This is a genomic window from Novosphingobium sp. AAP83, assembly GCF_001295795.1.
Lineage (GTDB): Bacteria > Pseudomonadota > Alphaproteobacteria > Sphingomonadales > Sphingomonadaceae > Novosphingobium.
The window spans coordinates 21,516-33,993 of sequence record NZ_LJHY01000067.1 but is presented as its reverse complement, the minus strand read 5'-3'; the positions used below and the strand labels follow the sequence as shown (position 1 = coordinate 33,993).

Annotated in this window: 11 protein-coding genes; 8 read left to right on the top strand and 3 right to left on the bottom strand. The window is 63.1% G+C overall.

Translation table 11 applies throughout. From position 1 onward, the window contains the following. From IP81_RS18690 to IP81_RS18655, 8 genes are all read left to right on the top strand, one after another. On the top strand, positions 1–318 hold a 318-nt coding region (locus IP81_RS18690; RefSeq protein WP_231627129.1), incomplete at its 5' end, for a hypothetical protein. A gap of 79 nt (positions 319–397) precedes the next feature. Next, positions 398–1,618, top strand: coding sequence for an amidohydrolase family protein (locus tag IP81_RS18685; RefSeq protein WP_054109515.1), 1,221 nt, complete (start codon positions 398–400; stop codon positions 1,616–1,618). Then, positions 1,615–3,132, top strand: a complete 1,518-nt coding sequence (locus IP81_RS18680) for a bifunctional 3-(3-hydroxy-phenyl)propionate/3-hydroxycinnamic acid hydroxylase (protein WP_054109514.1) — start codon at positions 1,615–1,617, stop codon at positions 3,130–3,132. The genes IP81_RS18685 and IP81_RS18680 overlap by 4 nt, the downstream gene beginning before the upstream one ends. Beyond that, on the top strand, positions 3,129–3,557 hold the full coding sequence (locus IP81_RS18675; RefSeq protein WP_054109513.1) for a heme-binding protein: 429 nt from the start codon (positions 3,129–3,131) through the stop codon (positions 3,555–3,557). Before IP81_RS18680 ends, IP81_RS18675 begins: the two co-directional genes overlap by 4 nt. After that, positions 3,554–4,462 carry a VOC family protein gene (locus tag IP81_RS18670; protein ID WP_054109512.1) on the top strand — a complete coding sequence of 303 codons (909 nt, stop codon included), beginning with the start codon at positions 3,554–3,556 and terminating at the stop codon, positions 4,460–4,462. The genes IP81_RS18675 and IP81_RS18670 overlap by 4 nt, the downstream gene beginning before the upstream one ends. A 91-nt stretch (positions 4,463–4,553) precedes the next feature. Beyond that, positions 4,554–5,387, top strand: coding sequence for a fumarylacetoacetate hydrolase family protein (locus IP81_RS18665; protein ID WP_054109511.1), 834 nt, complete (start codon positions 4,554–4,556; stop codon positions 5,385–5,387). Positions 5,388–5,410: 23 nt separating this feature from the next. Further along, the gene (locus IP81_RS18660; RefSeq protein ID WP_054109510.1) at positions 5,411–5,857 is read left to right on the top strand and encodes a hypothetical protein; all 447 of its coding nucleotides are present in this window, start codon (positions 5,411–5,413) and stop codon (positions 5,855–5,857) included. Positions 5,858–5,864: 7 nt separating this feature from the next. Further along, the gene (locus IP81_RS18655) at positions 5,865–6,695 is read left to right on the top strand and encodes an alpha/beta hydrolase (protein ID WP_054109509.1); all 831 of its coding nucleotides are present in this window, start codon (positions 5,865–5,867) and stop codon (positions 6,693–6,695) included. Here the strand turns inward: IP81_RS18655 and IP81_RS18650 are convergent. The 3 genes from IP81_RS18650 to IP81_RS18640 all read right to left on the bottom strand — a co-directional run bounded on the left by IP81_RS18650 (position 6,682) and on the right by IP81_RS18640 (position 12,445). Continuing rightward, a complete protein-coding gene (locus IP81_RS18650) occupies positions 6,682–7,968 on the bottom strand; it encodes a family 1 glycosylhydrolase (protein WP_369800786.1) in 1,287 nt (428 codons plus the stop codon). The two genes, IP81_RS18655 and IP81_RS18650, sit on opposite strands and share 14 nt — an antisense overlap. A gap of 150 nt (positions 7,969–8,118) precedes the next feature. Then, positions 8,119–9,030 (bottom strand): LysR family transcriptional regulator, encoded by a 912-nt coding sequence (locus IP81_RS18645; RefSeq protein ID WP_054109507.1) that lies wholly within the window; start codon positions 9,028–9,030, stop codon positions 8,119–8,121. A gap of 43 nt (positions 9,031–9,073) precedes the next feature. Next, complete coding sequence (locus tag IP81_RS18640) at positions 9,074–12,445, bottom strand: glycosyl hydrolase (RefSeq protein WP_054109506.1); 3,372 nt, start codon at positions 12,443–12,445, stop codon at positions 9,074–9,076. Positions 12,446–12,478: the final 33 nt, after the last annotated feature.

Sequence of the window (12,478 nt, the reverse complement as noted above, 5' to 3'; positions counted from 1 at the left end):
GCGCCTCGGTCGGCTTCAACTTCTGAGGCCGGTCTTGACCATTCGCCCCTTCATCTCGTCTTGGCCAGTGTCATGATACTGGCCTGTTCTCCGCTCCATGCCGATGGCCCCAAAGTGGCGCCGTCGGTATGGGCGGAGATTGAGGAGAGGGGGCGCTGGGTTAATCCGATTTTGGTCCGCAACTTGACCAAGCGGCATAAACCAGCCGCCTACCTTGCCAATTCATTCGCCGGCGCCACCAATGGCGGCATCCGGGCATTGCCGGTCGGCAGCCTTACCGCCCGCGTGGTGTGTCTTGCGTTCGACGCAAGCTTTTGATGTGTTGGCAGGGTCCCACGAGGCAGGCCAGCCCCGTAGTTTCGAGATTGTACTGCACCCACTTGCAGCCGGAGTGAAAATGAAAACGCTGATACGCAACATCAAGATCTTTGATGGTGAGCAACTGCTCGATAGCGAACATGCCGTGTTGGTCGAGGGGGAGCGCATCGTCGCAATCATGCCTTCTGCCTCGGCCCCGCCTGCTGCCAGTGGTATGACAGTGTTAGAAGGCAATGGCCGCACGCTGATGCCCGGCATGGTTGAGGCGCATTCCCATCTCACGTGGGGATCTTCGGTCGAAAAGATCTATCACCAGTTCATCCTCCCGGCAGACGAACTGAAAGTAGCCGCATGGCGCAATGCCCGCGTGCTGCTCGATCACGGCTTCACCAGTGCCTATTCCGCAGGCGCGCTAGGTGATGGCATCGAAGTGGAATTGGCCCGCGCCATCGAAGCCGGAGAAACACCGGGGCCGCGCCTGATCCCCTCCACGCTCGAACGCAGCCCCGAAGGCGCAGAGGGCGTTGAAACGGGCGATGTATTCAACGGACGCGGGCCAGAGGCGATCCGCAAGTTCGTGAGCTATTGCAAGGATCAGGGCATTGGCTCGATCAAGCTCGTCGTCTCGGGCGAAGATGCGCTGAAGCCGGGCAGTGCCAAAGAAGTGCTCTATACCGACGAGGAAATGGAAGCGGCAGGGCAAGCCGCGCGCGAGGCAGGCTTGTGGATTGCCACGCATGCCTATTATCCCAAGGCCATCGAGCTTGCTCTGAAGGCAGGCGCGCGCATCATCTACCACGCGTCCTATGCTGATGAGGCCGCCGCCGATGCGATGATCGCGGCCAAGGACGCCACGTTCTATGCCCCTTCGCCCGGCGTCTCCATCGCCGCGCTCGAAGCCACGCCGCCCCCGCACATCGACATGAGCCACATGAAGACCAGCGCAGCAGAGCGGATGGAGCTTGAGGCAAAGCTCGTCCCCGCGCTCAAGGCACGCGGCATGCGTATCCTGATCGGCGGGGATTATGGCTTTCCGTTCAATCCGATAGGTCGCAACGCCCGCGATCTGCAGATCTTCGTTGATCACTTTGGTTACTCGCCCACCGAAGCGCTCCACGCAGCCACCGCTCTGGGCGGGGAACTTATGGGGCTTGATGTCGGCCGCGTGAAGCAGGGCTGGCTGGCCGATCTCCTGCTTATTGATGGCGATCCGACGCAGGACGTGAGTATTCTTCAAGACAAGGCGCGCATTGCGATGATTATGAAGGGCGGCGCTCTGCACAAGGTACCTTCTGCATGATCGACGTTGCGATCATCGGTTGCGGTCCGGTCGGGGCGATGGCGGCCAACCTTCTGGGGCGGCTTGGCCTTTCGGTGGTGGTGCTGGAGAAGGAGGCCGATCACTACCCGCTGCCGCGCGCCGTACACCTCGATCACGAGATGATGCGCCTGTTCCAGAGCGCGGGCGTGATCGACCGGGTGCTGCCTGACATGATCGCCACCGACGGGCATCTCCATGTCGGTGCAGACCATGGCGTGATCCGCTACATGGGCACTGTGGGCAAGCCCAAACCGTTCGGGTGGGGTAACGATTACTTTTTCTACCAGCCCGAATTCGAAGCGCACCTGCGCGCGAGCTTTTCTGCAAACGGCGCCATAAAGCTGCTGACCGGAGCCGAGTTCGTCGATCTGGAACAGCATGATAGCCATGTCAGCGTGCGCTATTTCCTGAACGAAACCAAGCTGCACCCAGAGCGCACAGAGCAGCACCTGAATGCGCGCTGGGTGATCGCAGCCGACGGTTCACGCAGCCCGGTGCGCAAGGTGCTGGGGGTGGAGCTCGACGATCTGGATTTCGAAGAGCCGTGGCTCGTAGTCGATGCCGAAGTCGAAGGCCCGGTCACCTTCCCGCCAATCACCGGCGTGCCCGAAGGCGCGGACCTGCAGCGTCTGTCGGTAATGATGTGCGATCCCGCCCGCCCTGCCACGGTAGTGCCCGGCAGACGCAATCACCGGCGTTGGGAGTTCATGCTGCTGCCGCACGAAGACGATGCCGAAATGATGCGCGAGGAGAATGTCGCCGCGCTGGTCGGCGCGTGGATGAGGCAAGTGCCGCACAAGATCGTGCGCGCGGCGACCTATCGCTTTCACGGGCTGGTGGCCGAGCAGTGGCAGGTGGGCCGGGTGTTTCTGGCGGGCGATGCCGCGCACCAGACACCGCCGTTCTTTGGCCAAGGCATGTGCCATGGCCTGCGCGATGTGGCCAATCTGGCGTGGAAAATGGCTGCGATCGTCAATACCGGCGCAAATGAAGCGATCCTATATACCTATCAGCCCGAACGCGATCCGCACGTGCGCGGGGTAATCGGTGCGGCGGTTGCGGCGGGGCGCTATATCTGCGAACTTGATCCGGCCAAGGCCGCGGCGCGCGATGCTGCGATCCGCGCCCAGGCGGCGCACAAAGCGGGTGAGACGGCGGCGGACCTGATTCCGGCGATTGCGACCGGCTTCATCCTGCCGGGCACCCCTGCTGCCGGAACCCGCTTTATCCAGCCCGCACTGGACGATGGGCGCAAGCTGGACGACCTGACCGGCCAAGGCTGGCGGCTGTTCGTGCGCAGTGCAGGAGCAGATGGCGGTATCGTAGCCGATGACCTGCCTGATGGCGGTGCGCTAACTGCATGGCTGGAGGCGCATGGTGCGCAGGCGGTGCTTGTGCGGCCCGATCACTATGTTTTCGGAACCGGGAGGGCGGCAGACCTGTTGGCTGCGCGCGACCGGATGCTGGGACTGCGGCAGGAGCTGGCAGCATGAGCATTTCCTTGAACGCTGCGCAGACAATCATCACTGCCGCACTGGCCGAAGCACGCGCGCGCAACGCAAAGCCGCTAGCCGTGATCGTGCTGGATGCTGGCGGACATCCGGTAAACTTTGCCCGGGAAGACGGGGCCACGATGTTTCGCCATGATATCGCTCGCGCCAAGGCATTGGGCGCCATCGGCATGGGTGATGACACGCGCGTGATCGCCGAACGGGCAAAAGGCAATCCGGCCTTTTTCCAGAGCGTGACGGCGGTTGTCGGCGGCAATATCGCGTTCTCCCCCGGCGGCGTGCTGATCCGGGACGGGGGCGCGGTGATCGGCGCGGTGGGCGTGAGCGGCGATACCGGCGATTGTGATGAAGAGTGCGCTCTTGCCGGCATTCGCGCCGCCGGGTTCAATCTGGAGACAGCAAAGTGAAGTTGCGCAGCATCGAACTGGCCCTGCCCGATCCGGCGGGTGCAGCAGCGTGGATGGTGGATGTGTGGGGCCTGTTCCCGGCAGAGGTGCGCGGACACACGCATTATCTGCGCGGCACCGGCACCATGCCCTATCTGGTGGCGTTCGAGCAGTCTGACGAGGAATTCGTAAGGTCCACCACCTTCACCTGTTCCGATGCGGAACTTGCCGCAATTGCGCGCAGAGTAGCAGACAAAGGCTGGCCCGCCTGCACGGTGACCTCGGCAGATCCGGGCGATGGCGCGGGGCTGCTTGTGGAACTGCCCGAAGGCACGATCCTGCGTTTTCTGGCAGGTGCGTCCCAAGTGGCACCCATCGAGGGCTTTGCGAAGGCCAGCAAGCGCGTGGCGCCGGTCAAGCTGACGCATGTGGTGTTCAATTCTGCCGACGCCGAACTGCTGGGCCATGCGGTGGAAGATGTGCTGGACTTTCGTGTTTCGGACCGCACCAAGGGCATGGTCTTCGTACGCTGCAACGACAGCCACCACTCCACCGCCTTTGCCCGCGCAGGGTTTGCCAGCCTGAACCACGTGGCCTTCGAAATGGACGACCTGGACGCAGTGATGCGCGGCATCGGCTGGATGCGCGACAATGGCTTTGCGCCTGCATGGGGGCCGGGTCGGCACGGGCCGGGCGACAACGTCTATGCCTATTACATCGCACCTTTCGGCCCGGTGATCGAATATTCGACCGCGGTCGAGAAAGTCCTGGCAGATTACCGCACCGGTGAGCCGGACGACTGGACATGGCCCGAACAGCGGATTGACCAGTGGGGCGTTTCGGACAAAGACTTTGCCGGGCTTCGCGTGGCAGAAGAACGCTTCCGCTGCCGCCGTGACTGGGAAGCGCAAGAGCTTGCAATTTGATCGACGGGCCTTCGTTGCCAGTTCTGCCGCAGCGCTCCTGATCGGCGCGGGCGGCAGTTCGGAAGCGGCCGGGCCCCGGGGAGACACAAGAATGACGCAGTACATCAGCTTCCGACGCCCCGATGGCACGTCCAGCTTCGGGCGCATCGATGGCGAGACCGTGCACGATCTTGGCGCACCGGGTGCCGATGCCTGGCTACGCGACGTGCTTGACGAAGACTTGGCCGCGCTGACAAGCACCGGCACTTTTGCTCGCAACGGCGTGCGGCTTTTGCCGGTGGTGCCCAATCCCGGCAAGATCCTGTGCGTCGGCCTGAACTATGCCACCCATGTGGCCGAAACCGGGCGCGAGCAGAAGGAATTTCCTGCGATCTTCACCCGTTACGCCGACAGCCTGATCGCCCACGGCGAACCGCTGGTGCGCCCTAAGGAATCCACCCGCTTCGATTACGAGGGCGAGCTGGCCGTGGTGATCGGCAAGGGTGGCCGCCGCATCCCGCGCGCCAAGGCGCATGAACACATCGCCGGCTATTCGGTGTTTAACGATGGATCGGCGCGCGATTGGCAGCGCCATAACATCCAGTTCACGCCGGGCAAGACCTTCCCCGGCACCGGCGCCTTCGGCCCGGCGCTGATCACGCCCGATGCCGTAGCTGACCTTGGCAGCCAGCGCGTGCAGACCCGACTGAACGGCCAGTTGGTGCAGGACCAGCCCATCTCGGACATGATCTGGGACGTGGCCTTCGTGATCGAATACTGCTCCACTTTTACGCCGCTGGCACCGGGCGACGTCATCGTCACTGGAACGCCCGGCGGCGTGGGCGACAAGCGCAACCCGCCGCTCTACATGAAGGACGGCGATGTGTGCGAAGTGTCCGTCGGTGTGATTGGCACGCTATCCAACCCCGTGGTAGACGAAGCCTGAGGGCTTTGAACTTGGAGCTGCAGATGGATCTCGCCACAATCCTGAAGCGGGAACGGCTGGTCAGCACCGTTATCAATGTGGTATTGAGCACCGCATTCTTCCTACTGGTGTTCGGGCCACGCCAGCGCATGCTGACGCTGGCCGCGCCCGATGGCTTCGCGTTGGATTTCCTGCCGCAGGGGGCTGCCATCTCGCTGATGGCGGCGCTGGTGCCCTCGCTTCTGGTGCGCAAGGCCTTACGCAAGGACGGTGCGGCAGCGGTGCCTTCCACCAGTGCCATTGGCTGGCAGGTTACGCGGATGCTGGCGACAGGATTGGCGATTGCTGGTCTACTGGCGGCGTTGTGCCTTTCTCTTCCGATCGAGTATATCAGTTGGACGACAGCGCTGGGCATCAAGCTGATCTTTGGCGGATTGCTTGGCTTTGTCGTAACGCACCGCGCGCTGACACGGCTTTACGGGCACGGATGAGGCGGTAATGGAGACGACAACCGAACAAGCCACCGCTGCAATGGGGTTGGAGCTTGGCCCACACGTGGTCGAAGCCTGTCGCGCACTCTATGCGGCAGACCATGCTGCACTGGCCGCGCGAGTGCCTGTGCTGGCACCCGATTGCCCGTATGGCCCACACGAACGGCAGCGACTGGACCTCTATCGCATCGCGCCTGTAGGCGATCTGCCGGTGGTGCTGTTCGTCCACGGCGGCGGTTTCCGCATGGGCGACAAGGCGGGCGGGGCCAATGTAGCACGGACAATGGCAGAGGCCGGGTTTCTCGGCGCCGCGATGAACTACCGGCTCCTGCCCGATGCGCGCTGGCCCGAAGGAGGCGAGGATGTGGTGGCGGCGGTGGAATGGCTGCACGCCAATGGAGCTGCCCATGACGGTGATACGGCACGGATCGTGGTGGTGGGCACTTCGGCGGGGGCCGTGCACATCGCGACCGCGCTGCGGCTGCGACCCGATCTGCCGTTGGCAGGCGCGGTGCTACTGTCAGGGCTTTACGGCCACACCCCGCTGGATGCACGTGACGAGCCATATTACGGTCCGGACGCGCAATACCCGCAAAGGATGCCGCGCGAGGCCATGGCGCAGACAACGATTCCGCTATTTGTCGCCTGTGCACAGTTTGATCCGCCGCGCTTTCAGGCGGAGTTTCTGGGCCTGATGCAGGACCGTCTTCGTGTGCATGGCACGATGCCCGCAGGTATGATCGTGCCGGGCCAAAACCACTATTCGCTAGCGATGCATATCGGCGGCGCCGATCGCCGCCTGACCGACGCCATCGTGGACTTTATCAAGAGCCTGTAAGCGCATTGGCCTTTGCAATCGCGCCATAGACGGCGGCGCTGGGCTTGGGCGTGCGCACAAAAGTGACGGGATCGAAGCTGGCGAGGCCGAATTTGGGCTTGTAGCCAAAGATCCATTCGAAGTTATCGATCAGCGACCAGTGGCAGTAGCCCAGCACCGGCACGCCATCGTCGATAGCCTGCTTCAACCCGGCCAACGCCGCCGGGATGAAGGCGGCGCGCACGCGGTCATCTTCAGTGCCGACGCCATGTTCGGAAACCAGCACCGGACGGCCCGTGGCTGCATGGGCATAGCGGACCGCGCCCGCCAGCGATCCCGGCCAGACTTCGCTGCCTGACCAGTTCAGTGTGCTGCCCGGCGGCGGCGCAACGCGGCCCTTGGCGTCCCAGATCGCACGTTCATAGTTCTGCACGCCGATGAAATCGTCTGCCTTGGCCAGTTCAAGCCATGCCCCGTAAAGTTCGGCGCGCATCTGATCACGAATGGAATTGCTGCCCAAAGCTTGATCATCAAGCATGGCCAGCGACACCCCGACCAGCAGATCGGCGCGAACCGCCTTGATCGCGGCGCGACCGGCGGTATGGGCGGCCAGCAGCCCTTTTTGCAGTTCGGGCAGATCATCAATCCCGGCCACATTGGCGCAGACAAACTTTTCCACGCCAAGGCGGCGCGCTGCGGTTTCGATGGCCAGCTTCTGGATCTCCCAGACCTTTGGCGGCAGCACCGGCTTAAGGATAGCAAGGATGTTCGGTTCATTCAGCGTGATCACCGCGTGGATCGCATCGCCCAGCGCCTGGGTGATGCGGGTGCAATATCGCGCGAACAGCATGGCGCTTTCAGGATTGGTCCAGCCCCCTTGCGCGCTGAACCAGCGCGGTGCGGTGAAGTGGCTGTAGGTCACAACAGGGGCCAACCCGCGCGCGCGGCAGCCTTCGATCACCCGGCGGTAATGATCGATCATCGCGCGGCTGAACTGGCCCTTTTCCGGCTCGATCCGCGCCCATTCAACGCCAAAGCGGTAGGTATTCAGGCCAATGCCCTTTGCCAGATCGAGATCACGTTCCCACAGCAGCAAGCTGTTTGCCGCATCGCCTGATGGTTCGGCAAAGATTGTAGGCTGCTGGTTTTCCACAAACCACAGGTCCGATGCCGTATTGTTGCCTTCAATCTGATGCGGCGCGGTGGCCGCACCCCACAGGAAGCCTGCAGGAAAAGTTGGGCTGGTGGGGGCACGCCGTGATTTTGCCGCAAGCGCAGCGCTGGGCGACAGCATCATCCCGGAGGCCGTGGCACTGGCCAAAAGTGTGCGGCGATCAAACATGTCCTGTTCCCCGATGTTTTGTTGTGTCTGCGCTTTGGCTCTGGCTACAATGCTAGGCACTTTAGCGAAAATAACGATTTACTGGGCAGGTATAGCCCGAGACTATGCTTCGGACAGAATATCCAGCATGGCGCGGGCCATGACCGGCAGCTTGCGATCAGCCAGATAGCGCACGCCGATGCTGCGGGCGAAGACCGCCTCTGCTATGGCGATCGCGCGCAGTGTGCCAAAGTCTAGGTCTGTTGCGGGCACGGTGCGGGGAAGCACGGTAATCCGGTCGCTTTCGCGAATAATGGCCTTGGTGGTCAGCAATGAATCGCAGCGGATCACGTTTTGCGGCACAGGCACACCGGCATTAAGGAACAGTGCGTCTACCTGTCGGCGGAATGCGCCGCGTGCTGCGGGCAGTATCCAGGGCAAAGCGGCGACATCGCGCAACGAAATGCGTTCGGGCAGGGCATCATGGGCTTGGCCAACAATGAGCGCGAAGGGATCGCGCGCCAGCGTCACTTCCACCAGATCGGGCGGGCATTCGACGATTTCAGTGGTCATGACAGCCAGATCAAGCGCGCCGGTGCGCAAAAGTTCGGCCAGTTCGGCATCGGGCCGCTCAACCACGCTAAGCGCAAAGGGGCCGACCAGCGCCTCAAGCCGGGTGACGACGCGGGGCAGCAGGCTGACCAATGCGCCGGGTGTGCCGCCCAGCTTAAGCGGCCCGGCAATGGCGCGGGCGGCGTGGTCCACCTCTATCGCAGCATTTTCCAGCAAGTTGACCATGGCCTCGGCCCGGTCGCGCAACGCCTCGCCTTCGCGCGTGAGGACGATGCCATTGCGCGAGCGGGTGAACAGCGTGACGCCAAGCCGCTGTTCAAGCAGCGCCACGGTGTTTGACACCGAAGGCTGCGACAGGTTCAGCGCCCGGGCTGCCGCACTGATCGACCCGGTTTCGCACACCCGCCAAAACACGGCGGCGGCGCGCGGATCGATGCGGTTGCGATAGGGGGGTGCGGTCATCCCCTGCGTGGTAGCCGATGGGCGGCCTGCTGCTCAAGCTGGATCATGGCGCAGGGCTGGCCTCGATCACCACAGGTCCGGCAAGGCCCGAAGGCCGCAGGGGGGCATCGGGGCGATAGGTGGGCACAGTGGTGAAGGTGATCTTCTGCGCATCCGGTTGCGCATCACCAATGAGGCGGTTCACCCATAGGTTAGCCACGCGCACCTTTAGCATGTTGCGCCCGCGCTTTGCCGCTTCGGAAATGTCGATACGATAAGGCTTGTGCCAGGCGTGGCCAGCCAGCTTGCCGTTGATGGTGACCTCGGCAATCTCACCCACCTGGCCCAGATCGAGCAACAGCGCCTCGCCCGGCTTTGCAGCCTTGGGCAGGGTGAATGTGGTGGAGTAGGTGGCAATGCCCGAGAAGTGCCGCACGCCCGGATCGGCATGCTGTTCCAGCGGGGCGAGTTTGGGCAGCGTGATGGAAGCAGGCGCACCCCGGCCAGGCTGGAATGCCACGGTCCATGCACTGTCCAGCGTGGCGAGCGTGGCTGGCGCGGGGCTGGCCAGCGTCACCGCATGCTTCACCGCCGGTTTGCGGAACACGACGAAGACCGCGTCTTCGGGCAGGAACGAAAGCGGCACTACGGTCTGTCCGCCTTCGATGCGGTAGGACAGCGGCTCGGCCTTGCCCGTTTCGGCGCGCCACAGCTCAGGCTGCAACCCGGTGATACGGAAGCGCGCTTCGCCTGCAACAGTCGCATTGCGGCGGTTGTTGAGGAACCATGTATCGCCATCGGCCAGTTTGCGGTGGACAAACAGCACATCGCCCTTGGCCGCGCCGGACATGGTGAAATCGGGCGCGATTCCGGCCTCCTGCAGGCCAGAGTCGATGGCCTGCGTGGCGAAGACACGGCCTTTGCCGACATCGCCTGACCACAGCGCATCTGCCAGCACGGCAAAGCGTGCGGCATCGTCGGCCTTGCTCGGCGTAGCGCGGGGCTTTTCGCCGATCAGCGTGGCACCGCCGCGCACCAGTGCGGCGAGCCGCTCCAGCGTAGGCAGAGTCATGGCTTGCGATGTGCCGCCAAGGTAGATCGCGCGATAGCGGGCACCGCCAGTGGAGACGACTTCGGACCCATCGTTGCGCAAGGCATCGGCCAGCATGGCGGCGTTCACGAAATCCCACGCGTGGGTGGTCGGCAGATTGGCCGGAATCTTCTCGGCATAAAGCGCGGTGACCGGCGAATCCTCGCCAATGAACCATGCAACGTCGGCCACGTTGCGCCCCTGCTGCAACATCAGCGATGTGCGCGCGATATAATCGACCCAAGGCTTGGCGAGTTCGGCCCAGGCTTCATGCCGGTTGAAATACTGGCCGAAGATCGCGAGCGAGAGGCCAGGCCGCTTGTCGTCCACCGGCTGGTGGACCGAGGTGTGGATAACCGGGCGATTGATGCCGCTGACAAATTCCAGATCGATCACCTTCTTTAGGTTCGACGGTGCAAAATCCCACGGCGCGTTAACCGAGGTCATCGATTCTGCCGCAACATACGGCTTGCCATAGACGTGGGCGACCGAAGCTGCGCCGCGCATGTCGCCCAGCAGGGTGGTGCGCAGTTTGCTCTCGTCAGCATAAGTCCACATCGCCGCCATCGGCACATCGGCGTGCGCGCGCATGGCCAGATCATCGCCCAGCATCGGACGCTTGTCCTCCAGCGCCTCGCCATACACTTTAAGGCCGTGTTCGTGCGCAACCGTTGCGATCGTGCCATAGTGCTTGTCTGCCAAAAGGTCGGCCAGCGTGGTGCGGAAATCGAACAGGAAGCGGTCAGATTGCGCGGGCGATCCGATCACCGCGCCTGCCAGCACCGGCAGCCATGGCCGCAGGGCATAGCCGCGCCGCTTGGCAAATTCGGCCTCCATCGCAGGTGTCCAGTTGGCGTTGCCCACTTCGATGGAGTCCGTAAGCAGCGCCTGCACCCCGCGCTTGCCGATCAGGTCCGGGCCAACCGCATCGCGGTACATGCCAAGATAGGCTTCCAAGTAGCGACGCACCGCGGCGGCATCGTATTTGTCGACCTCAAGCCCGGTGGCTTCGGTCGGAGCGGGGTGGTTGGTCTTACCGGTCAAAGACCAGCCAAAGCGCATAATCCGCCAGTTGCTGCCTATGGGCGCAGTCCAATCGAGCGTGCCATCGGGCCGGACGCGATGGGTCAGGTCAATCACGCGGGCTGGTTCAACACCAGCAGCGCTTGCGTCCGTGCTGGCGATGGTGTGATAATCGAGCACGGTATCATAGCCCGCCTTCTCCTCCACCCGGTCCATCCGCGCATCGGCGAAGAGCTGGAAATCGGCGAGGCTGACCGAGGTGAGTGGCCCGGTATCGAAGAAGTTGACCGCAATCGCGCCGGGCGCGGCATTAACCAGATCAAGAATGCCATTGTCGCCGCTGCCCGCAATGACGAGGCGGAAGTCCTGACCAGTCGTGGCCGGAAAGGCGCGTGTGGTTGGCACGCTGCCCAGCGGAATATCGGTAACCTTGCTCCAGTTCGCACCTTCGCGCACTTCCAGCGCGACCTTGATCGGGATGCCCCGGAACGGCAGCTTGATCCCCGGCAAGAACAGGCGCAACGACCGCACCGTAACCTCACGCGGGAAACGCACGCTGACAGCGCCTGAAAGGGCGGGATCAAGCGGTACCTTTACCATGCTTTGCAGAAAGGCATCGGCAAGGGTCGTGGCATCGAGCGTGGTGCCATCGGCCAGCGTGTAGACCGGCAGCGGCAATGCTGCTTCGGCCACCGGCACGGCGATCACGGCAACTTCGCCCGATGCACTTGGCCTTTGCCCCTCCCCGCCCGAATGGGCAGACATGTTCTCCATAAGCGGTGCGGTCTGAAACGGGCCGGTCACTTGCGGCAGGGCTGGCAAGGCTCCGCGCACCGGCTTCCCCCCGGCCACGGTCAATTCCGACCAAACCAGCTTTTTCATGCCGTCTTCGGGTTTTACCCATGGCCCACCGGTTTGCGACCAGCCAGGCGATGCGGCGATGGCCAGTTCAAGGCCCAGCCGGTCGGCTTCGCTTGTGGCAAAAAGGAAGGCGTCCTTCCATTCAGGCGTCATATAGACGATCCGTTTGTCCACCACCTGCGGCGTAGCCAGATTGACATCGAAGTTCTGAAGGCCCCCGATGCCCACCCGCTTCATCCAGGCAAGGTCCTTGGCGATCCCATCCTTGCTGATGTTGCCGTTCATCCAGTGCCACCACACGCGCGGACGGGCATCGGACGGTGGATCGCGGAACTGCTGCTCTAGCGTGTCGGCCACAGCCTCAGCCGGCACACTCGGCGCACCCTGCGCAAATGTCGCCTGAGTGAGCAGGGTTGTGGTGGCCAGGATAGTGGCGACGGTCAGACCGCTGCGGATGATCATGTTGTTCTCTCCGGTTATCTTTTGATTTTCGGG